Here is a 26,558-nt window from a genome sequence, read left to right on the forward strand (position 1 = left end):
TGTTCGCTACTGGGGCGAACCACGCAAGGGGGGCTCATGAGACGAAGAGCGAGATCGATCCTCGCTGCCGGCGCGCTCCTGCTGGGCGGTGGCGCGGGTCTCGCGCCGCTGGCCCAGGCTGCCGAGAACGACGGCTCGGACACCGACGAGGTCAAGGTCTTCCGGGCCGAGGTGACGAAGAAGCAGATACCGCTGCTGCTCGCCGCCGGGCAGGACGGCCACGAACTCAGCGAGCAGGCGCCGGAGAAGGGCACTGCGTCGGTCGAGGTCTACCTCACCGACAAGCAGGCGGACGCCCTTCAGGAACAGGGTGTCAAGCTGAGGGAGCACCAGCTCACGCGCAAGGCGGAGGCGCGTGTGGACGCCGCCGCCGACGGGGTCTACCGCCCGTACAGCGGAGCGGGGAACATCAAGGAGGAGATCCTCCGCACCGGTCAGGAGAACCCCTCCCTGACCAAGGTGGTCTCCATCGGCAAGTCCCTCCAGGGGCAGGACATCCTCGCGGTCAAGCTGACCAAGGACGCGAAGAAGACCAAGGACGGCGCCAAGCCGTCCGTGCTGTACATGTCCAACCAGCACGCGCGCGAGTGGATCACTCCGGAGATGACCCGGCGCCTGCTGCACCACTACCTGGACAACTACAAGACGGACCAGCGGATCAAGAAGATCGTAGACTCCACCGAGCTGTGGTTCGTGATCTCCGCCAACCCCGACGGCTACGACTTCACCCACCGCGACGCCGCCAACCGCCAGTGGCGCAAGAACCTGCGGGACGTCAACGGCGACAGCGTCATCACCGTCGGTGACGGCGTCGACCTCAACCGCAACTTCGCCTACAAGTGGGGCTACGACAACGAGGGCTCCTCCCCGTTCCCCACCAGCGAGACCTACCGCGGCGCCGGCCCCGGCTCGGAGCCCGAGACCAAGGCCCTGGACGCCTTCGAGAAGCGCATCGGCTTCGAGTACGGCATCAACTACCACTCGGCCGCCGAACTCATCCTCTACGGGGTCGGCTGGCAGGTGGCCAGCCCCAGCCCGGACGACGTGCTCTACAAGTCGCTGGCCGGCACCCCGGAGAACCCCGCGGTCCCCGGCTACCACCCCCAGCTCTCCTCCGAGCTGTACACCACCAACGGCGAGGCGGACGGCCACGCGGCCAACGTCAACGGCACGGCGATGTTCACCCCCGAGATGTCGACCTGCCAGACCGCGTCGAGCATCGACCCGAACGACGCCTGGAAGCCCGAGGACTGCGCCTCCGTCTTCACGTTCCCGGACGACGAGAAGCTGATCCAGCAGGAGTTCGCGAAGAACATCCCCTTCGCGCTCTCCGTCGCCGAGTCCGCCGTCACGCCCGACCGGCCGAAGTCCTCGGTCGGCATCGACGCCCCCGACTTCACCCCTGCCACGTTCGCCACGTCGTACTCGCGCGGCAAGAAGCAGGAGGTCTCCGTCGTCGCGCGCAGGTCGGTGACCGACAAGGAGCTGAACTACCGGATCAACGGCCGCGGCCGCACCTACGAGGAGCGGCTCAAGCCCTGGAAGGGCGGCGAGACCTACGGCGGCGAGGACAACCTCTGGTTCGACGAGTACCGGGCCCGGGTGCGCGAGGGTGAGCCCGGCGACAAGGTCGAGGTCTGGTTCACCGGTGAGACGAAGAAGGGCAAGCCCACCAGGAGCGAGCGCTTCACCTACACCGTGGCCGAACGCCCCAAGGGCGACATCCTCGTCGTCGCCGAGGAAGGCGCGACCGCGACCCAGACGCAGGCCTACGTCGACGCCCTGAAGGCCAACAACAAGAGGGCGCTCGTCTGGGACGTCGCGACCCAGGGCGCTCCCGACGCGCTCGGCGTACTGGAGCACTTCAAGACCGTCGTGCACTACACGGGCGCCGTCCGTCCGGGCGTCGCCACCCAGCTCGCGCTGCGCGCCTACCTCAACGAGGGCGGCAAGCTGATCGAGGCGGGCGAGAGCGCCGGCGGCTCCGTCGACCTCGGCGGGGGCACCCTGTCGAACGACTTCAGCCAGTACTACCTGGGCGCCTACAACCGCACCTCCCTGCCGAACGCCACCGCCTTCGCGGGCCTCGGCAAGCTGGGCGGCTTCAGCGGCAAGCTGGGCGACGCGCCCGGGAACCCGCTGAACACCGCCGGTTCGTTCGGGGTGACCTCGGACGCCCTGCCCGTGGAGACGTTCCCGCAGTTCAAGAGCGCCGGCGCGGGTCAGTACCCCGGGACCGTCAACCCGTACGGCCCGTACGAGGGCGCGTCCATGGCGGCCGCCACGCACACCGACTACGCGTGGAACCGTCTCACCCGCACCATCGACCTCACCTCGGTGGCCGCGGCGGACAAGCCCACCCTGCGCACCCAGCTCCTGTGGAACACCGAGGAAGGGTATGACCACGCCCTCCTTGAGGCGCACACGGTGGGGGCGGACGACTGGACGACGCTGCCGGAGGCCGGCGGCGCCACCTCCAATGCCGTGCCCGTCGAGTGCGAGGCCGGGTACTTCATCCAGGGCCACCCCGCGCTGAAGCGGTACCTGACCCTGGGCTCCGGGGGCTGCACGCCCACCGGCACCAGCGGCGCCTGGAACAGCTTCACCGGGGCCTCGGACGGCTGGCAGAAGGTCGAGTTCGACCTCTCCGCCTACGCCGGGAAGAAGGTCGAGGTCTCGCTCAGCTACGTCACCGACCCCGGTTCCGGCGGTCGCGGCGTCCTCGCCGACAACGCCACCGTCGTCATCGGCGGCACGGCCGGCACGGTCGAGGGCTTCGAGACGTCGCTCGGCGCCTGGAGCACGCCCGGCCCGCCCGCGGGCAGCCCCGCCGTGGTGAAGGACTGGGGCCTGTCGGGTGAACTGTTCAAGACCTTCGGCGCGGTCACCACGGACGACACCGTGCTGCTGGGCTTCGGTCTGGAGCAGGTCCCCGCGGCGGCCGACCGCAAGGCACTGCTCGGCAAGGCGCTGGCGGCCCTGAAGAACTGACCGCCGACTGCGCCGAACGGGTGGCGAAAGCCCTCGTGAGCGGCCCTCCGGACGTCTGGAATCAGATGATCGGGGGGCCGCTCAAAAGGTAATCACCTTGTAAAACCAGGGCGGTCCGTACCCCTACCGGCGAGTACGGACCGCACCGGCATGTATAGGGCATCTCGATGTCACTCGCCGGGCGCCGGGGCTGTAGGGTCGTAGGCGGTCGGGGACATCCCATACAGCTCGCCGGCACTGAGCCGGCGTACCAACGAGGAGATCGGTTCGTGACGATCCGCGTAGGCATCAACGGCTTTGGCCGCATCGGTCGTAACTACTTCCGCGCGCTGCTGGAGCAGGGTGCGGACATCGAGATCGTGGCTGTCAACGACCTGGGTGACACCGCGACCACCGCTCACCTGCTGAAGTACGACACCATCCTGGGCCGTCTCAAGGCAGAGGTGTCGCACACCGCCGACACGATCACCGTGGACGGCCACACCATCAAGGTCCTCTCCGAGCGCAACCCCGCCGACATCCCGTGGGGCGAGCTGGGCGTCGACATCGTCATCGAGTCCACCGGCATCTTCACGAAGAAGGCCGACGCCGCGAAGCACCTCGCCGGCGGCGCCAAGAAGGTCCTCATCTCGGCTCCGGCCAAGGACGAGGACATCACCATCGTGATGGGCGTCAACCAGGACAAGTACGACGCGGCCAACCACCACGTCATCTCCAACGCCTCCTGCACCACCAACTGTGTGGCGCCGATGGCCAAGGTCCTCGACGAGAACTTCGGCATCGTCAAGGGTCTGATGACGACGGTCCACGCGTACACCAACGACCAGCGCATCCTGGACTTCCCGCACTCGGACCTGCGCCGCGCCCGCGCCGCCGCCGAGAACATCATCCCGACCACCACGGGTGCCGCGAAGGCCACCGCGCTGGTCCTCCCGCAGCTCAAGGGCAAGCTGGACGGCATCGCGATGCGCGTCCCGGTCCCGACCGGCTCGGCCACCGACCTGGTCGTCACGCTGCAGCGCGAGGTCACCAAGGACGAGGTCAACGCCGCGTTCAAGAAGGCCTCCGAGGACGGCGCCCTCAAGGGCTACCTGGCCTACACCGAGGACGAGATCGTCTCCTCGGACATCGTCAGCGACCCGGCCTCCTGCACCTTCGACTCCTCCCTGACCATGGTCCAGGAGGGCAACACGGTGAAGATCCTCGGCTGGTACGACAACGAGTGGGGCTACTCCAACCGCCTCGTCGACCTCACGGTCTTCGTCGGCGAGCAGCTCTGACCGACAGAGCAGGCACCTCGATGTGAAGGCAGGGCCCGTGCGGCGCAGGGACGCGCCGCCCGGGCCCTGACTCACGTAGGAAAAGGCCCTCCTACGATCACGAGCACCACCAGTCCTCCCCGGGAGCCCTCCTTCATGAAGACGATCGACGAACTCCTCGCCGAGTCAGTCGCCGGCAAGCGGGTCTTCGTCCGCGCCGACCTCAACGTGCCGCTGGACGGCACCACGATCACCGACGACGGCCGCATCCGCGCCGTGCTGCCCACCGTCAAGGCGCTGGCCGAGGCGGGCGCGCGCGTCGTCGTCGCCTCCCACCTGGGCCGCCCCAAGGGCGCCCCGGACCCCGCCTTCTCCCTCGCCCCGGCCGCCGCCCGTCTCGGTGAACTCCTCGGCGCCGACGTGGCGTTCGCGACGGACACCGTCGGCGACTCCGCGACGGCCACGGTCGCGGCGCTGGGCGACGGCCGGGTCGCCGTCGTCGAGAACCTGCGCTTCAACGCCGGTGAGACGAGCAAGGACGACGCCGAGCGCGGCGCCTTCGCCGATCAGCTGGCCGCCCTCGCCGACGTGTACGTGGGCGACGGCTTCGGCGCCGTGCACCGCAAGCACGCCTCGGTCTTCGACCTCCCGGCCCGGCTGCCGCACTACGCCGGTCACCTCATCGCCACCGAGGTCGGCGTCCTGCGCAAGCTCACCGACGACGTCCAGCGCCCCTACGTGGTCGCGCTCGGCGGCGCCAAGGTCTCCGACAAGCTCGCGGTCATCGACCAGCTGCTCGGCAGGGCCGACCGCATCCTCATCGGCGGCGGCATGGCGTTCACCTTCCTCAAGGCCAAGGGGTACGAGGTCGGCGGCTCCCTCCTCCAGGAGGACCAGCTGGGCGCGGTCACCGAGTACCTGGAGCGCGCGGAGCGCACCGGCGTCGAGATCGTCCTGCCCGTGGACGCCGTCGTCGCGCCCGCGTTCCCCGACCTGAAGACCAAGGCTCCGGCCGGCGCCACCGCGGTCGCCGCGGACGCCATGCCGGCCGGGCAGATGGGCCTCGACATCGGTCCGCAGTCCGCCACGCTGTACGCCTCGAAGATCGCCGACGCCGCCACCGTCTTCTGGAACGGCCCCATGGGCGTCTTCGAACACCCCGATTTCGCCGAGGGCACCAAGGCGGTCGCCCAGGCACTCCTCGATTCCAAGGCCTTCACGGTCGTCGGCGGCGGCGACTCCGCCGCGGCCGTGCGCATCCTGGGCTTCGACGAGAACGCATTCGGCCACATCTCGACCGGTGGCGGCGCCTCCCTCGAATACCTCGAGGGCAAGACGCTCCCCGGCCTCGCCGCACTGGAGGACTGACCCTCAATGAGCACGCGTACGCCCCTGATGGCGGGCAACTGGAAGATGAACCTCAACCACCTCGAGGCCATCGCGCACGTCCAGAAGCTCGCCTTCGCCCTCGCCGACAAGGACTACGAGGCGTGTGAGGTCGCGGTCCTGCCGCCCTTCACCGACCTGCGCTCGGTCCAGACCCTGGTCGACGGCGACAAGCTCAAGATCAAGTACGGCGCCCAGGACCTCTCGGCCCACGACTCCGGCGCCTACACCGGCGAGATCTCCGGTCCGATGCTGGCCAAGCTCAAGTGCACGTTCGTGGCGATCGGCCACTCCGAGCGCCGTCAATACCACGACGAGACCGACGAGATCGTCAACGCCAAGGTCAAGGCCGCCTACAAGCACGGACTGACCCCGATCCTGTGCGTCGGCGAGGAACTGGAGGTCCGCGAGGCGGGCGACCACGTCTCCCACACGCTCGCCCAGGTCGAGGGCGGCCTGAAGGACGTCCCCGCCGAGCACGCCGAGACCGTCGTGGTCGCCTACGAGCCCGTCTGGGCCATCGGCACCGGCAAGGTCTGCGGCGCCGAGGACGCCCAGGAGGTGTGCGCGGCCATCCGCGCCAAACTCGCCGAGCTGTACGGTCAGGAACTGGCCGACAAGGTCCGCATCCAGTACGGCGGCTCGGTCAAGGCCGGCAACGTCGCCGAGATCATGGCCCAGGCCGACATCGACGGCGCCCTCGTCGGCGGTGCCTCGCTGGACGCCGACGAGTTCGTCAAGATCGTGCGCTTCCGCGACCAGTGAGTAGGCCCTGACGGCGTAACGTCGTACTCTTGCGGGGACCGGCCACGCGGCCGGTCCCCGCAGTCCATCAGAATCCGAGGAAGTTGGTCCAGCCGTGGTTATGGGGTTCTCGATCGCCCTGATCGTCTTCAGCCTGCTGATGATGCTGCTGGTGCTGATGCACAAGGGCAAGGGCGGCGGCCTCTCCGACATGTTCGGTGGCGGTATGCAGTCCTCCGTCGGCGGCTCCTCGGTCGCCGAGCGCAACCTCGACCGGATCACCGTCGTGGTCGGTCTGCTGTGGTTCGCGTGCATCGTCGTCCTCGGCATCCTGATGAAGGTCAACAACTGACCGTCAGGCCGAGCCGACGAGACAACGCGTCACGGACGCACCAATCCGCACGTAAAGCCCCATGACGGGTACGCGACTTCGAACGCGGCCTATCATGGGGCTTGCGTCTGTGTGCGGGATGTAACTCCCATCACTGGACGCGCGTTGGGCCTTACGTAGACTGTGGCGCTCGCAGCGAAGCGAAACGCCGACTCGCTTCGTCGCACCATCACGCAGGGAGTTACGACCGTGGCAAGTGGCAACGCGATCCGAGGAAGCCGGGTCGGGGCGGGGCCGATGGGCGAAGCCGAGCGCGGCGAGTCCGCACCCCGGCTGCGCATCTCCTTCTGGTGCTCCAACGGACACGAGACCCAGCCGAGCTTCGCCAGCGACGCACAGGTCCCCGACACCTGGGACTGCCCGCGTTGCGGCTTCCCGGCCGGACAGGACCGGGACAACCCCCCGGCCCCACCCCGCACCGAGCCCTACAAGACGCACCTCGCCTATGTGCGGGAGCGCCGCAGCGACGCGGACGGCGAGGCGATCCTCGCCGAGGCGCTCGCCAAACTGCGGGGCGAGATCTAGAAGTCGACACCGGCCGGGCACCCTGGGTGCCCGGCCGGAGCTGTTCCGGGGCCGGTCTCCCGCCGCGGGCCGCCCGGGCGTGTCGGCTCGGCCTTCCCGTTCCGTCCCGCGCCGCGCTGACACGGGCGCCCGGCACGGACGTATCTGTTGTTGCCCCGGACGACCGCGGGACGACAGCTCGTGTTCCGCTGTGATCAATTAGGTTGGGACCGGCAGCGGGGCAAGGTACGCAGGACCAGGTAGGAAAGAAGGCTGAAGTCCGAGATGAACGCAGAAAGCCGTACCAGGCTCGACCAGACGCCCGCATGGACCGCGCTGGCCGAGCACCGGGAGCAGCAGGGTGAGGTCCAGCTGCGCGAGCTGTTCGCGGCGGACCCCGGGCGCGGCGCCGGGTACACGCTGGAGGTCGGCGATCTGCACGTCGACTACTCCAAGCATCTGGTCACCGACGAGACGCTGCGGCTGCTGCGCGAGCTGGCCGCCGCGACCGACGTGTTCGGGCTGCGGGACGCCATGTTCCGCGGCGAGAAGATCAACACCACCGAGGACCGCGCCGTCCTGCACACCGCGCTGCGCGCCCCGCGCGACGCGGTGATCGAGGTCGACGGCGAGAACGTGGTGCCGGCCGTGCACGCCGTGCTCGACCGGATGAGCGGCTTCGCCGAGCGCATCCGCTCCGGGGAGTGGACCGGCCACACCGGGCGCCGCATCAAGAACATCGTCAACATCGGCATCGGCGGCTCCGACCTGGGCCCGGCGATGGCGTACGAGGCGCTGCGCTCCTACACCGACCGCGACCTGACGGTCCGCTTCGTGTCCAACGTGGACGGCGCCGACCTGCACGAGGCGGTGCGCGACCTGGACGCGGCGGAGACGCTCTTCGTCATCGCCTCCAAGACGTTCACCACGATCGAGACGATCACCAACGCGACCTCCGCGCGCGAGTGGCTGCTCGCCGAGCTGAAGGCCGGTCCCGACGCCGTCGCCAAGCACTTCGTCGCCCTGTCGACGAACGCGGGGAAGGTGTCGGACTTCGGAATCGACACGGACAACATGTTCGAGTTCTGGGACTGGGTCGGCGGACGCTACTCCTACGACTCGGCGATCGGGCTGTCCCTGATGATCGCGATCGGCCCGGACCGCTTCCGCGAGATGCTCGACGGGTTCCGGATCGTCGACGAGCACTTCCGGACGGCACCCGCCGAGTCCAATGTGCCGCTGCTCCTCGGCCTGCTGGGCATCTGGTACGGCAACTTCCACGACGCCCAGTCCCACGCGGTGCTGCCGTACAGCCACTACCTGTCCAAGTTCACGGCCTACCTCCAGCAGCTGGACATGGAGTCCAACGGCAAGTCCGTGGGCCGCGACGGCGAGCCGGTGACGTGGCAGACCGGGCCGGTGGTGTGGGGCACGCCGGGGACGAACGGGCAGCACGCCTACTACCAGCTGATCCACCAGGGCACGAAGCTGATCCCGGCGGACTTCATCGGCTTCGCCGAGCCGGTCGCCGAACTGAGCGACACGCTGAAGGCCCAGCACGACCTGCTCATGGCCAACTTCTTCGCCCAGACCCAGGCGCTGGCCTTCGGCAAGACGCCGGACGAGGTCCGCGCGGAGGGCGTGCCGGAGGAGCTGGTGCCGCACAAGACGTTCCGCGGCAACCACCCGACGACCACGATCCTGGCGAAGGAGCTGACCCCGTCGGTCCTCGGCCAGCTGATCGCGCTGTACGAGCACAAGGTGTTCGTCCAGGGTGCCGTCTGGAACATCGACTCCTTCGACCAGTGGGGCGTCGAACTGGGCAAGGTCCTCGCCAAGCGCGTGGAGCCGGCGCTGACGGAGGGGGCACAGGTGCCGGGCCTGGACACGTCCACGCAGGCGCTGGTCGCCACCTACCGGGCGCTGCGCGGACGGTAGCCGTACCCGGGGCGGGGAAGCGGGCGGCCGCGCGACGTCCACTTCCCCACCCCCTCCTGTTGCGGGCCGGCCCCGCCGGGTCTCAGTGCCCCAGTCCGGCGCCCCCGTCGACCGGGAGCACCGCACCGCGTACGTATCCGGCGCCGGCCAGGAAGGCCACCGCGTCGGCCACCTCCTCGGGGGTGCCCGGGCGTCCGGCGGGAGTGGTGCGCAGCAGTGCGTCGCGCTGCTCCGGGGTGAGTGCGCGGCTCATGTCGGTCTCGGTGAGGCCGGGGGCGACGACGTTGCAGGTGATGTCGCGGGGCCCGAGTTCCTGGGTGAGGGCGCGCGCGAAGCCGGCCAGCCCCGCCTTCGCCGCCGCGTAGTTGGTCTGGCCGGGGGCGCCGCGCAGGGCGGCCGTGGAGGAGACCAGGACGATACGGCCGTGGCCCGTGCGCAGCATGCCCCGCACCGCGCGCCGGGCCACCCGGAAGGCCCCGGTGAGGTTGGTGTCGACGACCGAGGTGAAGTCCTCCTCGGTCATCCGGACCAGCAGACGGTCCCGGGCGACGCCCGCGCTCGCCACCAGGACGGTGACCGGGCCGTGGGCGGTCTCGGCCTCCTTGAACGCCTGGTCGACCTGGGCGCTGTCCGTCACGTCGCACCGTACGGCGAGAAGGTTCTCCGAGGCCGGGGGCTCCTCGCCGCGGCAGGTCACCGCGACCCGGTCCCCGGCCGCCGCGAACCGGCGGGCCACGGCGAGTCCGATGCCCCTGTTGCCGCCGGTGACGAGGACCGAACGGGGCGTGGGCTGTGTCATGGAGTGATGTTCCCCTTCGTGCGTGTGTGCGGGTCTGCGTGCGTATGGGGAGGGGATCGGTGCCGGGTGCGGCCCCGGTGGGGCTTCTCGCGCCGCTCCCCGCGCCCCTGACGAGCGCGGTGGTCCGGCTCACGGTTCCGCGCTCAGCTCGCCGTACCTGCGCAGGGCCCGGTCGACCAGGGCCTCGGCCGCGCCCGTGTAGCGGGCCGGATCGAGCAGCCCCGCGATGCGGTCGGGGGAGAAGCGGGCGGACAGTTCCGGGTCGGCGGCCAGCACCGACCGCAGCGGCCGACCGGTGGCGGCCGCCTCGGCCGAGGCGGCGGTCAGGAGCTTCTTCGCGCGGACCTTGCCCAGCACCGGGGCCAGCGCCACGTTCAGGCGTTCGCTGACGATGGCGCCGCCGGTCAGTTCGAGGTTGGCCCGCATGCGGCCGGGATGCACGATCAGCCCCTCCGCCAGCTCGACGGCGGTGTGCGCGGCCCCGCCCGTCAGCCGCAGCGCCTCCCGCAGCGGCTGCCACTCCGCGTGCCAGGCCCCGGCGGGCCGTTCGTCCTCGGCGAGCAGACACTGCGCCAGCACCAGGGCGTGCGCGGGGACCTGCCGGGCGGCCGACACGATCAGTGTGGCCAGCGCCGGATTGCGTTTCTGCGGCATGGCCGAGGAGGCGCCGCGCCCGGTCCCGGCCGGCTCGGACAGCTCACCGATCTCCGTACGGGACAGCGTCTGCACGTCGAGCGCGAACTTCCCGAGCGCGCCGGTGACGAGCTGGAGCACGCACCCCAGGTCGGCGACCGGGGTGCGGACGGTGTGCCAGGGGAGGGTGGGCTCGGCGAGTCCCAGCGCCTCGGCGAACGGCTTGACCAGCTCCAGCCCGCCCTCGCCGGGGCCGCCGTCCGGTCCGCCCTCCGGCGCGTCCGGGCCGCCGCGGTCCACCACCGCGTACTCGCGGTACGCGGCCAGCGTCCCGCCCGCCCCGCCGAGCTGGGCCGGGAGCCGCGCGGCCACCGCCCGCACCCGCACCCACGCGTCGGCGACCAGCTCCAGCCATCCCGCCGCCTTCAGCCCGAAGGTCGTCGGCACCGCGTGCTGGGCGAGGGTGCGTCCGGCGAGGACGGTGCCGCGGTGGGTGTCGGCCAGGGCGGCGAGGGCGGCCGCCACCCGGCGCAGGTCCGCCGCGATCAGGCCGAGCACCCGGCGGCCGATCAGCATCGCCGCCGAGTCCAGGATGTCCTGGCTGGTGGACCCCCGGTGCACGTATTCCGCGGCGGCCGGATCCTGCGCGGCGACGGCCTCGGTGAGGACGGTCACCAGGGCGACCACCGGGTTGGCGGCCGCCCGGGCCGCGTGCGCCAGGGCCACCAGGTCGAGCCGTTCCGCGCGCGCCGTCGCGGCGATCACCGCCACGGCGCCGGCGGGTGTCAGTCCGACCGCGTGCTGGGCGCGGGCCAGCGCCACCTCGGCGTCCAGCATGGCCTGCAGCCACGCCTCGTCGGTCGTCTCGGCGGCCACGGGTGTGCCCGCCCACGTGGGGGCGAGCAGGCCCGCGTCGGTGCCCACGGCGATCGCGTTCATGCTCATCGACTCCTTGTGCCTGATGCCGAGCGCGGGGAGGGAACAACCGTGTCCTCGCGGCCCCCCGGCTCCGTCCCCGGTTCCGCCTCCGGTCCCAGCCCCAGCGCCGCCCGGGCGATCGCGTCCGAGTCCTCCAGCGTCACCGAGCCGACGCCGGGCCTGACGCCGACCGCCGTCACCCAGCGCACCCCCTCCACCGGCACCCCGAAGGCGAACCGGCGCGGATGCGCCCGGCCGGCCGCGTCCACCAGCCGGGGCGGGCCGTCGGTGACCGCCAGCCCGCCGGGCTCGTAGCCCGGATCGCCCGGGAGCCGGTACGGGCCGCACGCGCCGGACGCGAGCAGCCCCCGGAGCAGCGGGTCGGTGCTCCGCCGCAGGTCGACGGCGGGCAGCCGGGCCTCGATCAGGGCGCGCACCCGCACCGGAGCCTCGTCCACCGACTCCGCGTCCACGAGGAAACCGCCCTCGCCGGCGCCCTCCGCCCCGGGCGCCCAGGCCCGCACCCGCATGCCCGGGCCGAGCACCCGCACGACGTCCGCCTCGATCAGCGCGATCAGCTGCTCCACGCGGAAGGCGGGCGGGCCGATCGAGGTGAAGGCGTTCAACGGGGTGTACCAGCCGTCGAGTTCGGCACGGTACGAATCGCCGGACACCCCTCCGTGGTCGACGACGAGCCGGATCTCGTTGCGCAGGTCCCGCAGGGCGTCCAGCGCCGCCTTCAGCGGTCCGCTCACATTGCCCCGCCGGGCCTCGGCGACGTCCCGGCGCAGATACGCCAGCAGCCAGTGCCGGAAGTCGGCGCGGCCGGCGAACCGCCGCCCGCCGTGGGGCCGTTCGACGCGGGTCCAGTCCCAGCGCTCGCCGGGCGGGACCGCGTGCCGGTCCAGCAGGGCCGCCTCGTCCCGTCCCCGCGGGTCCGCGAGCGCGGACCGTACGAACTCCCCGGCCGCCTCCGGTCCGCGGGCGGCGCGGATCCACGCCTCGTGGTAGACGGTCCGCACCTCACGGTCGACGAGCGGCCACAGGTCCTGCCGGAAGCCGAGCGGCCGCCCGCCGGCCACCCGGCGCCGCAGCCCCGCGATGACGTCCGGGGTCAGGAAGCGCGGCTCGTGGCGGCCGAGCGCGCCCTTCTCGTTCTCGCCCCGGGCGTGGTACGGGACGCCGCGCCGCGAACCGGCGTACAGCACGGGCTCGTTGCCGCTCGGCAGGTACACGAGGCCGGACTCGCCCTCCTTGAAGGTGCCGCCGCGGCCCTCGGTGAGCAGGGCCAGGCAGTCGAAGAAGTTCAGGCCCAGTCCGCGCAGGGCCACCGGGGTGCCCGGCGCGATCCGACTCAGGTCGGCGTCGGCCGGGTTGGCGGGGGCCACGTGGACGAGACGGTGGTGGTCGGCGAAGGCGCGCAGGGCGCGTTCCTCCGGCGACGGCGTCAGGGCACCGTGGCCGAGGGCCAGCACCACCGCGTCCAGCCCCGTGAGCCGGTCGCCGTTCGCCAGCGTCACCCGCTGCGGCGGGGCCCCGGCGCCGTACCGGCCCGCGGTGTGCTCGCCGGGCCCGGTGTCGTCGGCCAGCGCGACCGCCGTCGTCCGGTGGGTGCGGACCGTCACCCGGGCGGGGGCCGTGCGCGTCAGGTGCCGGAACACCCATGCCAGGTAGTGGCCGTGGAACGCGCGGGTCGGATAGGTGTCGGGGCCCAGCCGCCGGGCCTCCTCCACGGCCCGCGCCGGAAGGTCCCGCCGCGGGTCCTGCCCGGCGGTCCCCTCGCGCACCGCGCACGCCCACGCGTACAGGCTCGGCCCCGGCACCGGCGGTCCGGCGCAGTCCACGCTGTCGTCGGTGAACAGGGTCACCTGGGAGGCGACCGTGTTCATCAGCAGCTCGCCCGGCTGGTCCGTGCGCCACACCGCGCCCGGGCCCGGCGGGTACGGGTCGACCAGGTGGACCTCGACCGGCCGTCCGGCCGCGTCCGCGTTGGCGCAGATCCGCTCCAGCACGGACAGGCCACGCGGACCGGCGCCGATCACACAGATCGCGAGCGCGTCCCCGGTCCGGGTCATTCCCGGCCCAGCCCGTCGCGCCGGCCCGGCCCGGCCGGCTTCCGCCCCCGGACCGTACGGGCCCGTGGATGTCCCCTCACCGTGGTGGCCCCGGCGACGATCAACCGCACCGCTCAGCCCTCCGTACCGGCCGCGGCGCTGCCGCACACGCGCATGATCAGACGGCACGCCGGGTCGCCGTCCCGCAGACAGCTTTCGGCCCGGTTCTCCGTGAGGGTCGCGCCGAGGCCCTCGGACCAGCCGGCGTGGACGGCCGTGCACGGACAGCGGTAGCCCTCCAGCGAACCGGCCATCCGGACCATGGTGATCGCGAAGCTCCGCTTCAGGGTCAGCACGATCGTGTCGTCGTCCTCGACCTCCGTGGAGGCGTTGCGCAGCTCCGGCGGGAACATCCGGTCGCCGCAGTCGTCGTAGCGGCGGCGCAGCTCCTCCAGGTCCTTGCGGGCGTCCCCGGTGTCCGGGAGCGGCCCGTGCAGCCGGGCGACACGCTGCCCGACGTGCCGGGCGATCTTCCCCATCGCCTCCGCGTTGATCTCGTTCGCGACCTCCTGGCCGTACCGTGCGGCGACCCCCTGGTACCAGTGGGCGTCGTGCTGCCACCACAGCCGGTACGCCTCACCGGCGCGGGCGCGGTGGTTGACGCCGTCGGCGTCGCTGTCGGTGCTCATGCCTGCTGCTCCTCGGCGGTGTCCGCGGCGGCCGGGGCGGCGGCGAGCCGGTCGCGCATCACTCGTTTGAGAACCTTTCCGGTGGCGCCCTTGGCGACGTCCTCGGGCCGCATCCGCAGCGCCCGGGTGACCGGCGGGAAACCGGCGGCCGCCAGCACGGCGTTGACCCGCCCGGTCCACACCTCGTCGCCGTCCTCGCCCTCCTCCCCGGTGAGCTGGAGCAGCGCGTACGCCTCCGCCTCGCCGTCGCCGTCCCAGTCCGCGCGGACCCCGTCGGGGGCGACCCCGACCACCGTGCAGTCGGCGAGCCGGGGCAGTTCGGCGAGGAGCAGTTCCTCGGTACGGGTGCTGAAGACGATCCCGGCGCGGGTGCGGACCGCGTCCGGGACCCGGTCGAGGTGGTAGAAGTTGCCCTCCTCGTCCTGGTGCGCGAGGTCGCCGGTGAGCCAGTAGCCGCCCAGCCGCATCCGGTTCCAGGTCAGCGAGTCGTTCCAGTAACCGGGCGTCAGCGTGGGCGACTTGAGACCGAGGCGGCCGATCTGCCCGGCCGGCAGCGGGGTGCCGTCCTCCGCCAGCACCGCGGCCTCGGCGAAGCTGATCGGCCTGCCGACGCGGCGCGAGTAGGCCGAGGTGTCCTTGGTGTGCCGGTTGTGGAAGACGGAGTAGCCGGCCTCCGACGAACCGAGACCGTCCACGAAGACCGAACCGTCGACCCGGACACGGCTCAGATCGCGCCGGATCTCGATGTGGCTCCCGTGCTCCACGAGCGCCCGGATGTGCGCCTCGTGCGCCGCGTCCCCGGTGTTGAACCACACCTGCACGCTGGACAGGTCCCGCGTGGCGAGGTTCTCCGCCGCCATCTCGCCGAAGGTCCCGGCGAAGGCCAGGACCGTCGTCGGCCGGAACTCCTCGACCGCGTCGAGCACGTCCGCCCCGCGCTGGCTGGACAGCAGCTTGATGTCCGCGCGCAGCAGCAGGCAGTACAGCAGCGTCGCCACCATCGCGTTGTGCGCACCGGGCAGTCCGACGAGCGTGCGCTCCATGTCGGTGCCGGTGGAGAACCGCAGCCGGTGCACCTGGGCGTACATCAGCGTCCGGTGGGTGTGCGGCACCCCCTTGGGCATGCCGGTGGTGCCGGACGAGTGGGAGATGAGCACCGGGTCGCTCGCGTCGTGCCGGTACGGGTACGACGCCGGCAGCGACGCCCGGTGCTCCGGCCGGATGTCGGCGGCGGTCACCCGGAAGCCGGGTCCCGCCTCGCCCGCCGGGCCGTCGGCGCCGCCGGGCAGCACCTCGCGGTGGGCCTCGTCGGTGAAGGCGCCCACCGCGCCCTGGCGGCGGACGTACTCCCGGGCGGTCTCCGGGGCCAGATTGCCGTTGACGAACGACGGGACGGCGCCGAGCGAGGTCAGCGCCAGGAAGTTCACCGCGAACTCGGCGGCGGAGAAGGAGTGGACGGCCACCGGGTCGCGGGGGCGCACGCCCCGGGACGCGTACCAGCCCGCGTACGTCTCCACCGCCTCGTACAGCTGCCCGAGCGTGAGCACCTCGGGGTGGCTGCCGTCCGGCGCCCGCCAGGTGCCGTCGGTCCGCAGCACCGGCTCGTCGAGCGGACGTTCGTACGCGCGCAGCCGCGCGAGGATGTTGCCGGCGCCGAGTGCGGTGTCGGAGCAGATCCGCGCCCGCTCCTGCCTACTGATGAGCATGGGTCTCCGTCTCGTCTCTTTCCGTCTCGTCCCGGTCCGGGAGCCGTTCGGCGTCGAGGAGGAACGCGGGTGCCCCGGGCGCGGTGGCCAGGACATGGGTGCCGCCGTCCCGCAGCAGCCGCCGGTGGGCGTCGGCCAGGTCGAACAGGCCCTGGACGCTGCCGGCGTGCACGGGCACCGCCGGCGGCCGGCCGTCCTGCGGCCGCGCCGCGCGGACGGTCACGGGCGCGCCCGCGCCGGGGCGGCCGAGGAGGACGGCCGCCGCGAGGGCGGCGGCCTCCGGGAGATCCGGGCGCGGCCGGCCGGTCCCGGCGGACAGCTCCCGGTGCACGGCCGCCGTCCGCGCTCCGCCGCCCAGTTCCACGCCGGCCACCAGGACGCGGTCCAGCTCCGGGTCCTCCAGGAGGAGGTCCGCCATGGCCAGCAGTTCGGCCACCGGGTCGTCGAGGGTGGAGAGGCTGAACATCTGGCCGGTGATCCCGAACTCCCGGCTGAGGTGCCCGAGCACGGAGTTGGGGGTCGCCTGCATGAACAGCAGCGGGTTGTGGACCCGCCCGGACACCATCCGCCGGCTCGCCAGATCGGCCGTGGTGGTGTCCCCCAGGAGGCTCGCCAGCACGACGGCCGTGCGCGCGTCGTCCCCGGGCCGCTCGGTCAGACACCGGGCGGTGACCTCGTACGCCAGGGGGCTGAACGCCGACTCCACGAACCCCGGCAGCCGCGGCGGCGGGATGTCGCCGGGCCGTCCGGTGCCGTGGGTCGCGGTGGCGGTGGTGAGGAGACCGAGGGGAGAGCGCAGCGGCCCCTTCCCGGCCGGCCCGGTCTTCTCCGCGTCCGCGGGTGTGCCGGGCGGCGCGGTCGCGCCGCCGTGGTCCGTCGTCGTCACGGCCGCTCCAGGACGAGTGCGGTGTTGGCGCCGCCGAAGGCGGCGTTGATGGTGAGGGCCCGGCGCAGGTCGGCCTGCCGGGGCCCGTCCGGCACGTAGTCGAGGTCGCACTCCGGGTCCGGCCGTGTGAGGTTCGCGGTCGGCGGCAGGACGCCGTCCATGAGGGCCAGCACCGTGATCACGAACTCCACGACACCGGCCGCCTCCAGGAGATGGCCGGTGGTGCTCTTGGTGGAGCTGACCGGGACCGACTCGGCCCGGTCCCCGAGGGCGGCGCGCAGCCCCCGGGTCTCGGCACCGTCGTTGTACCGGGTGCCGGTGCCGTGCGCGTTGACGTAGCCGAGGGCCGCCCCGTCGGGGTCGCCGGCCAGCCGCAGGGCCTGCCGGGCGGCGCGGGCCAGGCCCACGCCCTCCGGGTGCGGCTGGGCGATGTGGTGGGCGTCGGTGGCCGCGCCCCAGCCGGTCACGCCCGCCAGCGGCCGGGCCCCGCGCCGCCGCGCGTGCTCGGCGGACTCCAGGACGACCGCCGCGACCCCGTCGCCGAGCAGCAGCCCGGTGCGGTCCGCGCTGAACGGCCGCACCAGCCCGTCGCGGGACAGCGCCCGCCCCGAGTCGAATTTCCCGAACGTCTCCTCCTCCACGAGGTAGCCGCCGGCGCACACCGCCACGTCGGCCCGCCCCGACGAGATCAGCCGGCAGGCGTGGATGATCGCGGCGGCGGAGGCCACGCAGGCGTTGGTGAACGTGAGCCGAGGGCCCGTCAGCCCGAGGCTCCGGGCCATCGACTCGGCGAGGTGCGCCGGGACGGCGTCGGCGAGCTGCGCGCCCGTGCCCCCCTCGCCGTCGCCGTGGGCCGGGGCCGTGCTGCTTCTCGAAGCCGCCGGACCCGTGCCGCCGCCGAGGTCGGCCCGGCCCGAGCCCGAGCCCGAGCCTGCGCCCGAGCCCGAGCCCGAGCCTGCGCCCGAGCCCGAGCCCGAGCCTGCGCCCGAGCCCGCGCTCACGCCGTTCCCCGGTTCCTCGGACGCCTCCCGCCAGAAGCGCGTGACGCCCGTGCAGTCGCCCGCGATGCCCAGCAGCACCGCGGCCTCCGTCCCCGTGGGCAGGCCCGCCATGTCGAGGGCCTCCCTTCCGCAGTGCGCGAGGGCTGGGCGCAGGGCCCAGCCCTCGGCCGCGTCGGCGCCGTCGGGGGCGGCCCCGGCCATCGGCGTGCGGTACGGGCCGGTGTCGAAGCGGGTGGTGGGGGCGAAGGAGGGGACACCGGCGAAGACCCCGCGGCGCAGGGCGTCCGCGCCCGCGCCGAAGGCGGTGCGCACACCGAACCCGGTCACCGTCACGTCACCGGTCACCGCGGTCACCCCCCTGCGCCGCGCCCGCCGCGGACGCGCTCAGGAACTCCGTGAGCCGCCGCAGCGAGGTCAGGTTCGCGATGTCCTCGTCGCCGGGCTCCACCACCAGGCCGTACCGCTCCTCCACCACGTGCAGCAGCCACACCAGCCCCAGGGAGTCCAGGACCAGTTCGGAGTCGTCACCGAGGTCGTCCGGGACACCGGGGAAGATCTTCCGGTCGGACAGCAGCTCCCGGACCGTGCCGAGCGTGATGACGGCCGGTGCGGTCGGTTGGGGGGCGGACGGTGCGGAGACCTCCGCGCTCATGCCTTCGCCCCGCGCCCGACGACCTCGGAGACGAGCCCGCCGAGGGTCAGGGAGGCCAGCGGCTCGATGTCGGTGTCCGGGATCTCCACGCCGAACCGCGACTCCAGCCGCAGCGTCAGCTCGATCAGGCTGAGGGAGTCCAGCTCCAGCCCGCCGACGGTCACCGGGCTCTCGTCCGTGATGCCGTCGCGGCTCAGCAGGATGTTCATCTCGTCGATGACCGTGGTCAGGACGAACTCGCGGATCTCGTTGTCCAGGGTGGACGTGCTCATGATCGCCATCTCCAGGGGGAATGTCGTGAGAAGGTCATGCGAAAAGTCGTGCGGGGACCGCCCGTCGCGGGGCTGCGCACCGGGTCGCTACGCGCCGCTCGCCGCCGCCTGGAGCGTGGCCGCCCGGCGGACCAGCTTCCCGTTCGACGTGCGGGGCAGGGTGTCCAGCAGCCGGATCACGCGGGGCAGCTTGTGGTCGGCCAGCCGCTCCCGGCACCAGCGCAGCAGCTCCTCCGCCGACGGGCTCGCGGCTCCGGCGGCGACCGCCACGTACGCCTCGGTCACGCCCTCGTGGACCAGCACGGCCTGCTCGACGGCCGGGTGGGCGCGCAGGACGTGCTCGACCTCGGTGAGATCGACCTTGAGGCCGCCGACGACGACGAGCGAGTCGGCGCGGCCGCCCACGGTGACCGTGCCGTCGGCGCCCACGCCGGCCCGGTCGCGGGTGTGCAGCCAGCCGTCCTCGTACTGGGTGCCGCCGGAGTCGAAGAGGTACGGCGACGCGTCGAGCGCGACGTCCAGTTCACCCTTGTGCTCCCGGACCAGCACGCCCGGCGCGGGCCGCCCGACGGTGGGCCGGAGCGTGCCGCCGACGTCGATGGCGACGATGCCGGTCTCGGTGGTGCCGTAGGCCTCGCCGACCCGCACGCCGTACCGTTCCGCGAACCGTGCGGCGACCTCCGGCGGCATCAGCTCGCCGCCGGAGACGGCGGCCCGCAGCTCGGGCAGCCCGGGCGGGTCGAGGGCGGCGGAGAGCAGCTCGTAGTGCATCGGCACCCCGAACAGGTGGGTCACCCGGTGGTCGGCCGAGGTCCGCAGGATCTCGCGGGCGGAGACCCGGGGCGCGAAGACGACGCGGACGCCGGCCGCCAGGGCGTGCAGCAGCCCGCCGATCAGGCCGAAGCTGTGCGCCGTGGAGCTGAGCAGCAGCAGCCGGTCGCCCTCGCCCGGCATCCCGGGCACCGCCGCGAACGCCTCGATCTCGGCGGCGATGGACCCGGCGGTCCTGCCGATCACCTTCGGCCGCCCGGTGGAGCCCGAGCTGAACTGGACCAGCCGGTGCGCGCCCGCGGCGGGTCGGCCGGCCCTGCGGCACTCGGTGGCGACCTCGTACTCGGGCCGGAAACCGAACGCCGCCCGGACGTTGGACCCGGCCCGGACCATGAACTGCGGCCGGCAGCCGGCGCACAGCGCGTCCACCTCGGCGGGCTTCAGCCGGAAGTCGAACAGCATCACCTGGGCGCCCAGCCGCCAGAGCGCGAGCAGCACCTCGACCTGGGTGAAGCTGGGAGGCGTCTGCAGTCCCACCGTGCTGCCGGGGCCGATGTCGTAGCCGGCGAAAACGGCGGCCTGCCGGGCCACCCGCTCCCGTAACCCGCCCCGGGCGACGGTCTCCCGCCGGTGCGTCAGATAGGGCAGGCCGTCGTCCCGTGCGTCGAACAGCCGCCGGACCAGGACGGGCATCCCGTCCTCGCCGGATGCGGCCGCCACGAGTTCGCCCATGGGGCCTCAGACCTCCTTGCAGAACTCGCCGATGGGCAGGCCCACATGGCGCTTGTCCTGCGCCAGATAGCCGAGCAGTTCGTCCCCGGCCCGCAGTTCGGTGACATTGAGGACCTTGCCGCCCGGCCCGAGCACCCGCACGTGCCAGTCGTCCTGCACGGTCAGGCTCACCAGCCGCCCGTCCTCCGCGTGCGTGCGGATCTCCAGCAGCGGCCGGGACTCCAGCTTGGCCCGCCCGACGACCACCCGCCGGGTGCGGCCGTCGGCCCCGACCGCGAGCAGGGCGCTGCCGGAGCCGACCTCGCTGAGGTAGTTGGTGCGGTTGTCGGGGCCGAGCGTGTACGAGTGCAGGGCGCCGGCGTTGACCCGGAACGGCCGGGTCGGCATGTACGGCAGCGGGTGCGTCTCGCTGCAGCAGAGCACGAAACCGGACGAGTACGAGCCGACGAGGATGCCCTCGTCCTCCTCGAAGTGCGAGCAGGTGTCCACACAGACCCGGTCGCCGAGCCCGACGTGCCGGATGCTCTCCACCGTCAGCGTGGACAGCTCCAGCTGCGGGGTCGTCGCCTCCAGCAGCCGGGCCAGCGCGAACACGTCGTCCGCGCTCCGGGGGGTGAACAGGATGCCGTCGGAACCGCGTTCGAGGACGTCGAAGACGATGGCCGCCTCCTCCAGGTCCCCGACGACGGTCACCAGCTTCCCCTCGGCCGACTCGGCCGCCGCGAGCACGATCTCCAGCGGGATCTTCGTCGGGTCGGCGAAATGGATCACCGTGTACGGCAGTGCCATCGCGCCGACGCACGACAGCTGGAGGGTGCGGTCGTCCCGTACGTCGACGAAGCCGGCGACGGGCGTACGGGTCACCGCTGTGCCGGTGGTGCCCCGGTTCTCGGCGGCGAGCGCGTCCAGCTCGTCCTGGGTGGCGAACCTCCGCAGCAGCAGGTCGCATCCGGTGCCGGCCGGGGCGCCGCTCGCGGACCCGGCGCCGGCGGCGGCCTGCGTGTCCTTGCCGCCCCCCTGGCCCGCGTCGTTCCTGTCGCCCTTGGTGTTCTTGTCCGCGGGCTTCTTCGCGGGGGCCGCGGTCCGGGACTCGGAGGCCAGCACCCGGGTCACCGTCGGCGGCAGGGTCCCCAGCAGCTCGGCGTCCGCGGAGACCACTCCGGCCATCCGGGCGTGGACGGCGGCGTCCACCACCGCCTGGAGCTGCGGACGGGGGACTTCACGGAGATCGATCCACGCGAACCTCATGCGACACCTGCCACGATCGTCGAGTAACGGGGAGAGGAAGAGGAAGAAGACGGCTCGGACATGCCGATGCCGTCCGGGAGGCCGTCGCCGGCGGTGCCGTGCACCACGGCGGCGAGGCGGGAGACCAGGGAGGCGGGGGAGGGGGAGGAGAAGACACGACGGCCGACGGCGAGCCCCCGGCAGCCGGCCGCCATCACGGCGGTGCCGTACTCGATCAGGTCGGAGCCGTCCGGCGGGCCACCGGCCGCGAGGACGGGGATGGGGCTGTGGGCCACCACCTCGGACATCCGTTCCAGCGGCAGGGCGACGGTGGTCTTCACCATGTCGGCGCCCAGATCCGCGGCGACGTTCACGACGTGGGCGAGCAGGGCGGGATCGTGCGGGTTCTCGATCCGGGGGCCGCGCGGATAGACCATCGCGATCAGCGGCATGCCCCAGGTGTCGCACGAGCGGGCCACCGCGCCGAGGTCGGCGAGCTGACGGCCCTCGGTGTCCGAGCCGATGTTCACATGGACGCTGACCGCGTCCGCGCCGAGTGCCACCGCCTCCTCGACATCCCCGACCAGCACCTTGGCGTCCACGTCGGCGGCACAGGCCGTACTGGCGCTCAGATGCACCACCAGCGCGCAGTCGCCGAGCAGCTCGGGCGCGAGGGTGCGGGCCCGGCCCTTGTGGACGACGATCCCGTCGGCCCCGCCGGCCACCAGCTCCCGCAGCAGGTCCTCCCACTGTCCCGGAGGGGCCACCGGGCCGTCCGAGACGCTGTGGTCCAGAGGTATGAGCAAATGCCGGTCATCACCGGCCCGGGAAAGCCTTCTCCAACGTAATGGCTTGCCGGTTTTCAGCATGGGTAATGCGCCTTCCCAGCTCCGAGGCTGCATTTCAGAAAGTCGAACCGCGGCAACCCGACGCGGGTCTCCATGTCCGAAAAACGATGGTCGTAGAACTTTCAAGTTCCGCCAGGAGGCCCAGCATTCCGTGCGTGATCGCGCGTTGGCAAGCGGTGGCCGTGCGCAAATTTTTATGCGGGTGCGCACATGACTATCTGATAGCGAATCGACAGGACCACGTGGGTTGACGGCGGCGGAGGGTGGTGTTCGTGGTGGCTCGGGGCGATCTGCCCGCACGCATAGGGAGATCTCATGGGATCGCCCCGGGACGCTATAAATATGTCGTTGTCGCGTGTCATCGGTGAGCCCCGGTCTTCCGTCGAAAGAATTCGATGACGTCTCCGGGCGGTCTTTTGGCGGACTTCCTTGTGGGGGACGAATTCCCCGGCATAGGCTGAGCCCGCTGTCCCGTGGCTCACCGGTCGGCAATCCGGTGCGGGTCGCCCCGCGGGCCGGAAAAGCAAGGTCCCCCCGCCCCTGATTCCCAGGGACGAGGGGACCTGCGCGACCACCCTCACCGGGCCCGCACGGACGGACTCAGGGCGAGGCGGGCGGATACAGCGACCGGGGCAGCTGCGACGCCGCCGCCGCGTCCAGCAGCCACAGGGTCCGCGACCGTCCGTACGCGCCCGCGGCGGGTGCCTGGATCTCCCCCGCGCCGGACAGGGCGATGGCCGCGGCCCGCGCCTTGTCCTCACCCGCGGCGAGCAGCCACACCTCACGCGCGGCCCGGATGGCGGGCAGCGTCAGCGTGACCCGCGTCGGCGGCGGCTTCGGCGCGCCGCCGACCCCCACCACCGTCCGCTCGGTCTCCCGCACGGCCGGCAGTTCGGGGAACAGCGAGGCCACATGCGTGTCCGGCCCGACCCCGAGCATCAGTACGTCGAACGTCGGCACCGACCCGTGGTTCTCGGGCCCCGCCGCGCGCGCCAGCTCCTCCGCGTAGGCCGCGGCCGCCGCGCCCACGTCGGCACCCCACGGCCCGTCCGACGCGGGCATGGCGTGCACCCGCTTCGGGTCCAGCGGCACCGAGTCCAGCAGCGCCTCGCGGGCCTGGGTGACGTTCCGCTCGGGATCGCCCTCGGGCAGGAACCGTTCGTCGCCCCACCACAGGTCCAGCCGCGCCCAGTCGATCGCGTCCCGGGCGGGCGCCGCCGCCAGCGCCGCGAGCAGCCCGTTGCCGTTGCGGCCGCCCGTGAGGACCACCGAGGCGTACCCGCGCGAGGCCTGCGCGTCCACGACCTTGGTGATCAGCCGGGCCGCCGCGGCCTGGGCCATCAGCTCCTTGTCGCGGTGCACGACCAGCTGGGGGGTGCTCATGGCGTGGCCTTCTTCACGGGCGGCATCTGCGCCGGCGTGGGCCGCTCGGAGTCGTCGTCACCGGCGGCCCCCGTGGACCCGGCCGAGGCCGGGGAGGCGACCGGACCCGACGGAGCGGCCGGCGGCAGTGCGGGCGCGGACGCGGCCGCGGACGCGCGGGCCGCGGCGGCGGCCGACGCGACGGCGGACCCCAGCCCCGGGCCGGAACCGGAGACCGAGCCGGGTCCCGCACCCGGAACCACGGAGGCCCCCGAAGCGCCACCCGCGGTGGCCGGAGCGGTGGCCGGCGCGGCCGTCGGCGCACCGCCCGGCGTGTTGCCGGAGGCGCCGCCCAGCCGGTCCACCCCGAACCGCAGCGCGGACGCGTACGTGTCGTCGGGGTCGAGCCTGCGCAGCTCCTCCGCCAGCAGCTCGGACGTCTCGCGGCGCTTCAGCGCGACCGCCCGGTCCGGCTGGCCCTCCAGTGTCAGGAGGGCGAGGCCCCCGTTGGGCCGGTACAGCCGGATGGGTCCGGTGCTGGTCAGCATCCGCACCTCGTTGAGGCCGGGCCCGGACGACACCCCACGCCGTACATGGACGTGCAGCCGGTCCGCCAGCCACATCGCCAGCAGCTCCACGCTCGGGTTGTACTGCTCGCCCTGCACCTCCGCGGAGATGACCTCGCAGTCCACCTGGTCGAGCGCGGCGGCCAGCATGGAACGCCAGGGGGTGATCCGGGTCCAGGCCAGATCCGTGTCGCCGGGCTCGTAGTTGTCGGCGCGGGTCCGCAGCTCCTCGATCGGCTTCTCGGCGGCGTAGCTGTCGGTCACCCGGCGCTGGCCGAGCGCGCCCAGCGGGTCGCGGGCAGGGTCGAGCGGCGCGTTGACCGGCCACCAGACCACCACGGGCGCGTCCGGCAGCAGCAGCGGGAGCACCACCGACTGGGCGTGGTCCGCGACCTCGCCGTACAGCCGCAGCACGACCGTGTCACCGGTGCCGGCGTCCGCGCCCACCCGCACCTCGGCGTCGAGGCGGGACTTCGTGCGGTCGCGGGGGGAGCGGGAGACGCGCTTGATGACCACGATCGTGCGCGAAGGGTGCTCGCGCGAGGCGTCGTTGGCGGACTTGAGCGCGTCGTACGCGTTCTCCTCGTCCGTCACGATGACGAGCGTGAGCACCATGCCCACCGCCGGAGTGCCTATCTCCCGGCGGGCCTTGACCAGCGCCTTGTTGATCTTGCTGGCCGTGGTGTCCGTGAGGTCCGTCTTCATGGCCGGCGCCAGCTCCGTCCGTCTCGCTCCAGCATCTCGTCCGCCTCGACGGGACCCCAGGTGCCCGCCTGGTACTGCGCGGGCCTGCCGCTCTTGTCCCAGTACTCCTCGATCGGGTCGAGGATCTTCCAGGACAGCTCGACCTCCTCGGTGCGCGGGAAGAGGTTCGAGTCGCCGAGCAGGACGTCGAGGATGAGGCGCTCGTACGCCTCGGGCGACGACTCGGTGAAGGACTCGCCGTACGCGAAGTCCATCGACACGTCACGGATCTCCATCGACGTGCCCGGCACCTTGGAGCCGAAGCGGACCGTCACACCCTCGTCGGGCTGGACGCGGATGACGATCGCGTTCTGGCCCAGCTCCTCGGTGGCCGTGGAGTCGAAGGGGGAGTGCGGGGCGCGCTGGAAGACCACCGCGATCTCGGTCACCCGGCGGCCGAGGCGCTTGCCCGTCCGCAGGTAGAAGGGGACGCCCGCCCAGCGGCGGTTGTCGACCTCGACCTTGATCGCCGCGTAGGTGTCGGTCTTCGACCGGCGGTCGATACCGTCCTCTTCGAGATAGCCGATGACCTTCTCGCCGCCCTGCCAGCCGGCCGCGTACTGCGCGAACACGGTGTCCCGGCCCAGGTCCTTCGGCAGCCGCACCGCGCCGAGCACCTTGGTCTTCTCGGCGGCCAGCGCGTCCGCGTCGAAGGAGGCGGGCTCCTCCATCGCGGTCAGCGCCATCAGCTGCAGCAGGTGGTTCTGGATGACGTCACGGGCCGCGCCGATGCCGTCGTAGTAGCCCGCCCGGCCGCCGATGCCGATGTCCTCGGCCATCGTGATCTGCACGTGGTCCACGAAGGACCGGTTCCAGATCGGCTCGAACATCGTGTTGGCGAAGCGCAGCGCCAGGATGTTCTGGACGGTCTCCTTGCCCAGGTAGTGGTCGATGCGGAAGACCTGGTCCGGGGCGAAGACCTCGTGCACGACCTTGTTGAGGTCCTCGGCGGAGGCCAGGTCGTGCCCGAACGGCTTCTCGATGACCGCGCGCCGCCAGGAGCCGCTGCTCTGGTCGGCCAGGCCGTGCTTCTTCAGCTGCTGGATCACGACCGGGAACGCGGACGGCGGCACGGACAGGTAGAAGGCGAAGTTACCGCCCGTGCCCTGTGCCTTGTCCAGCTCCTCGATGGTGTCGCGCAGCCGCTCGAAGGACTCGTCGTCGTCGAAGGTGCCCTGGACGAACCGCATGCCCTGGATGAGCTGCTGCCAGACCTCCTCGCGGAAGGGCGTGCGGGCGTGCTCCTTGACCGCGTCGTGCACCTCCTGCGCGAAGTCCTCGTTGGCCCACTCCCGGCGCGCGAAGCCGACGAGCGAGAAGCCCGGCGGCAGCAGTCCGCGGTTGGCGAGGTCGTACACGGCAGGCATCAGCTTTTTACGTGACAAATCGCCTGTGACGCCGAAGATGACCAGGCCCGACGGCCCCGCGATACGCGGGAGCCGTCGGTCCGCGGCGTCACGCAGCGGATTGCTGCTCGACAAGGTG

22 protein-coding genes are annotated in these 26,558 nt (G+C 72.4%); 7 read left to right on the forward strand and 15 right to left on the reverse strand.

Translation table 11 applies throughout. From position 1 onward, the window contains the following. Nucleotides 1-36: 36 nt before the first annotated feature. The 7 genes from PYR72_RS36470 to pgi all read left to right on the forward strand — a co-directional run bounded on the left by PYR72_RS36470 (nucleotide 37) and on the right by pgi (nucleotide 9,213). On the forward strand, nucleotides 37-2,991 hold the full coding sequence (locus tag PYR72_RS36470) for a M14 family metallopeptidase (RefSeq protein ID WP_275459255.1): 2,955 nt from the start codon (nucleotides 37-39) through the stop codon (nucleotides 2,989-2,991). A gap of 269 nt (nucleotides 2,992-3,260) precedes the next feature. Further along, nucleotides 3,261-4,271 carry a type I glyceraldehyde-3-phosphate dehydrogenase gene (gene gap, locus PYR72_RS36475; protein WP_059079307.1) on the forward strand — a complete coding sequence of 337 codons (1,011 nt, stop codon included), beginning with the start codon at nucleotides 3,261-3,263 and terminating at the stop codon, nucleotides 4,269-4,271. 135 nt (nucleotides 4,272-4,406) lie between these two features. Continuing rightward, complete coding sequence (locus tag PYR72_RS36480) at nucleotides 4,407-5,618, forward strand: phosphoglycerate kinase (protein WP_275459256.1); 1,212 nt, start codon at nucleotides 4,407-4,409, stop codon at nucleotides 5,616-5,618. Nucleotides 5,619-5,624: 6 nt separating this feature from the next. Next, entirely contained in the window at nucleotides 5,625-6,401 is a 777-nt protein-coding gene (tpiA, locus tag PYR72_RS36485; protein ID WP_275459257.1) for a triose-phosphate isomerase, read from the forward strand. Nucleotides 6,402-6,501: 100 nt separating this feature from the next. Further along, on the forward strand, nucleotides 6,502-6,732 hold the full coding sequence (gene secG, locus PYR72_RS36490; RefSeq protein ID WP_029181151.1) for a preprotein translocase subunit SecG: 231 nt from the start codon (nucleotides 6,502-6,504) through the stop codon (nucleotides 6,730-6,732). Between the two features lie 228 nt (nucleotides 6,733-6,960). Beyond that, nucleotides 6,961-7,296 (forward strand): RNA polymerase-binding protein RbpA, encoded by a 336-nt coding sequence (locus tag PYR72_RS36495; protein ID WP_010352468.1) that lies wholly within the window; start codon nucleotides 6,961-6,963, stop codon nucleotides 7,294-7,296. A gap of 264 nt (nucleotides 7,297-7,560) precedes the next feature. Continuing rightward, nucleotides 7,561-9,213, forward strand: coding sequence for a glucose-6-phosphate isomerase (gene pgi, locus PYR72_RS36500; RefSeq protein ID WP_275459258.1), 1,653 nt, complete (start codon nucleotides 7,561-7,563; stop codon nucleotides 9,211-9,213). Between the two features lie 82 nt (nucleotides 9,214-9,295). On the opposite strand, the gene fabG is transcribed toward pgi, so the two are convergent. The 15 genes from fabG to zwf form a co-directional block, all read right to left on the reverse strand. Continuing rightward, nucleotides 9,296-10,012 (reverse strand): 3-oxoacyl-ACP reductase FabG, encoded by a 717-nt coding sequence (gene fabG, locus PYR72_RS36505; protein WP_275459259.1) that lies wholly within the window; start codon nucleotides 10,010-10,012, stop codon nucleotides 9,296-9,298. A gap of 129 nt (nucleotides 10,013-10,141) precedes the next feature. After that, nucleotides 10,142-11,590: an adenylosuccinate lyase family protein gene (locus PYR72_RS36510; protein ID WP_275459260.1), complete on the reverse strand. Its 1,449-nt coding sequence runs from the start codon at nucleotides 11,588-11,590 to the stop codon at nucleotides 10,142-10,144. Continuing rightward, a complete protein-coding gene (locus PYR72_RS36515; RefSeq protein ID WP_275459261.1) occupies nucleotides 11,587-13,638 on the reverse strand; it encodes an FAD/NAD(P)-binding protein in 2,052 nt (683 codons plus the stop codon). The genes PYR72_RS36510 and PYR72_RS36515 overlap by 4 nt, the downstream gene beginning before the upstream one ends. A gap of 113 nt (nucleotides 13,639-13,751) precedes the next feature. Continuing rightward, complete coding sequence (locus PYR72_RS36520) at nucleotides 13,752-14,306, reverse strand: hypothetical protein (protein ID WP_275459262.1); 555 nt, start codon at nucleotides 14,304-14,306, stop codon at nucleotides 13,752-13,754. Beyond that, nucleotides 14,303-16,012 carry a long-chain fatty acid--CoA ligase gene (locus tag PYR72_RS36525; RefSeq protein ID WP_275459263.1) on the reverse strand — a complete coding sequence of 570 codons (1,710 nt, stop codon included), beginning with the start codon at nucleotides 16,010-16,012 and terminating at the stop codon, nucleotides 14,303-14,305. The genes PYR72_RS36520 and PYR72_RS36525 overlap by 4 nt, the downstream gene beginning before the upstream one ends. Further along, nucleotides 15,999-16,898 carry a hypothetical protein gene (locus PYR72_RS36530; protein ID WP_275459264.1) on the reverse strand — a complete coding sequence of 300 codons (900 nt, stop codon included), beginning with the start codon at nucleotides 16,896-16,898 and terminating at the stop codon, nucleotides 15,999-16,001. Before PYR72_RS36530 ends, PYR72_RS36525 begins: the two co-directional genes overlap by 14 nt. After that, nucleotides 16,895-18,253 carry a beta-ketoacyl-[acyl-carrier-protein] synthase family protein gene (locus PYR72_RS36535; RefSeq protein WP_275459265.1) on the reverse strand — a complete coding sequence of 453 codons (1,359 nt, stop codon included), beginning with the start codon at nucleotides 18,251-18,253 and terminating at the stop codon, nucleotides 16,895-16,897. The genes PYR72_RS36530 and PYR72_RS36535 overlap by 4 nt, the downstream gene beginning before the upstream one ends. Beyond that, nucleotides 18,234-18,551: an acyl carrier protein gene (locus PYR72_RS36540; RefSeq protein WP_275459266.1), complete on the reverse strand. Its 318-nt coding sequence runs from the start codon at nucleotides 18,549-18,551 to the stop codon at nucleotides 18,234-18,236. Before PYR72_RS36540 ends, PYR72_RS36535 begins: the two co-directional genes overlap by 20 nt. Continuing rightward, nucleotides 18,548-18,823 carry an acyl carrier protein gene (locus PYR72_RS36545; protein ID WP_173402927.1) on the reverse strand — a complete coding sequence of 92 codons (276 nt, stop codon included), beginning with the start codon at nucleotides 18,821-18,823 and terminating at the stop codon, nucleotides 18,548-18,550. The genes PYR72_RS36540 and PYR72_RS36545 overlap by 4 nt, the downstream gene beginning before the upstream one ends. An 87-nt stretch (nucleotides 18,824-18,910) precedes the next feature. Continuing rightward, nucleotides 18,911-20,326, reverse strand: coding sequence for a class I adenylate-forming enzyme family protein (locus tag PYR72_RS36550; RefSeq protein WP_275459267.1), 1,416 nt, complete (start codon nucleotides 20,324-20,326; stop codon nucleotides 18,911-18,913). 6 nt (nucleotides 20,327-20,332) lie between these two features. After that, nucleotides 20,333-21,574 carry a 3-dehydroquinate synthase II family protein gene (locus tag PYR72_RS36555; RefSeq protein WP_275459268.1) on the reverse strand — a complete coding sequence of 414 codons (1,242 nt, stop codon included), beginning with the start codon at nucleotides 21,572-21,574 and terminating at the stop codon, nucleotides 20,333-20,335. Further along, complete coding sequence (locus PYR72_RS36560; protein ID WP_275459269.1) at nucleotides 21,571-22,422, reverse strand: class I fructose-bisphosphate aldolase family protein; 852 nt, start codon at nucleotides 22,420-22,422, stop codon at nucleotides 21,571-21,573. The genes PYR72_RS36555 and PYR72_RS36560 overlap by 4 nt, the downstream gene beginning before the upstream one ends. 579 nt (nucleotides 22,423-23,001) lie before the next feature. Beyond that, nucleotides 23,002-23,784 carry a 6-phosphogluconolactonase gene (gene pgl, locus PYR72_RS36565; protein WP_275459270.1) on the reverse strand — a complete coding sequence of 261 codons (783 nt, stop codon included), beginning with the start codon at nucleotides 23,782-23,784 and terminating at the stop codon, nucleotides 23,002-23,004. Next, on the reverse strand, nucleotides 23,781-25,034 hold the full coding sequence (gene opcA / locus PYR72_RS36570) for a glucose-6-phosphate dehydrogenase assembly protein OpcA (protein ID WP_275459271.1): 1,254 nt from the start codon (nucleotides 25,032-25,034) through the stop codon (nucleotides 23,781-23,783). The genes pgl and opcA overlap by 4 nt, the downstream gene beginning before the upstream one ends. Then, nucleotides 25,031-26,554, reverse strand: coding sequence for a glucose-6-phosphate dehydrogenase (gene zwf / locus PYR72_RS36575; RefSeq protein WP_275459272.1), 1,524 nt, complete (start codon nucleotides 26,552-26,554; stop codon nucleotides 25,031-25,033). The genes opcA and zwf overlap by 4 nt, the downstream gene beginning before the upstream one ends. Between the last annotated feature and the right edge of the window lie 4 nt (nucleotides 26,555-26,558).

The organism is Streptomyces sp. VNUA24 (genome assembly GCF_029167005.1).
Taxonomy (GTDB): domain Bacteria; phylum Actinomycetota; class Actinomycetes; order Streptomycetales; family Streptomycetaceae; genus Streptomyces; species Streptomyces scabiei.

What these genes read in the sequence shown, in the direction of transcription:
- PYR72_RS36470 (WP_275459255.1), top strand. Translation starts at nt 37, where the DNA reads ATGAGACGAAGAGCGAGATCGATCCTCGCTGCCGGCGCGCTCCTGCTG.
- PYR72_RS36480 (WP_275459256.1), top strand. Translation starts at nt 4,407, where the DNA reads ATGAAGACGATCGACGAACTCCTCGCCGAGTCAGTCGCCGGCAAGCGG.
- tpiA (WP_275459257.1), top strand. Translation starts at nt 5,625, where the DNA reads ATGAGCACGCGTACGCCCCTGATGGCGGGCAACTGGAAGATGAACCTC.
- secG (WP_029181151.1), top strand. Translation starts at nt 6,502, where the DNA reads ATGGGGTTCTCGATCGCCCTGATCGTCTTCAGCCTGCTGATGATGCTG.
- pgi (WP_275459258.1), top strand. Translation starts at nt 7,561, where the DNA reads ATGAACGCAGAAAGCCGTACCAGGCTCGACCAGACGCCCGCATGGACC.
- fabG (WP_275459259.1), bottom strand. Translation starts at nt 10,012, where the DNA reads ATGACACAGCCCACGCCCCGTTCGGTCCTCGTCACCGGCGGCAACAGG.
- PYR72_RS36510 (WP_275459260.1), bottom strand. Translation starts at nt 11,590, where the DNA reads ATGAGCATGAACGCGATCGCCGTGGGCACCGACGCGGGCCTGCTCGCC.
- PYR72_RS36515 (WP_275459261.1), bottom strand. Translation starts at nt 13,638, where the DNA reads ATGACCCGGACCGGGGACGCGCTCGCGATCTGTGTGATCGGCGCCGGT.
- PYR72_RS36520 (WP_275459262.1), bottom strand. Translation starts at nt 14,306, where the DNA reads ATGAGCACCGACAGCGACGCCGACGGCGTCAACCACCGCGCCCGCGCC.
- PYR72_RS36525 (WP_275459263.1), bottom strand. Translation starts at nt 16,012, where the DNA reads ATGCTCATCAGTAGGCAGGAGCGGGCGCGGATCTGCTCCGACACCGCA.
- PYR72_RS36540 (WP_275459266.1), bottom strand. Translation starts at nt 18,551, where the DNA reads ATGAGCGCGGAGGTCTCCGCACCGTCCGCCCCCCAACCGACCGCACCG.
- PYR72_RS36545 (WP_173402927.1), bottom strand. Translation starts at nt 18,823, where the DNA reads ATGAGCACGTCCACCCTGGACAACGAGATCCGCGAGTTCGTCCTGACC.
- PYR72_RS36550 (WP_275459267.1), bottom strand. Translation starts at nt 20,326, where the DNA reads ATGGGCGAACTCGTGGCGGCCGCATCCGGCGAGGACGGGATGCCCGTC.
- PYR72_RS36555 (WP_275459268.1), bottom strand. Translation starts at nt 21,574, where the DNA reads ATGAGGTTCGCGTGGATCGATCTCCGTGAAGTCCCCCGTCCGCAGCTC.
- PYR72_RS36560 (WP_275459269.1), bottom strand. Translation starts at nt 22,422, where the DNA reads ATGCTGAAAACCGGCAAGCCATTACGTTGGAGAAGGCTTTCCCGGGCC.
- pgl (WP_275459270.1), bottom strand. Translation starts at nt 23,784, where the DNA reads ATGAGCACCCCCCAGCTGGTCGTGCACCGCGACAAGGAGCTGATGGCC.
- opcA (WP_275459271.1), bottom strand. Translation starts at nt 25,034, where the DNA reads ATGAAGACGGACCTCACGGACACCACGGCCAGCAAGATCAACAAGGCG.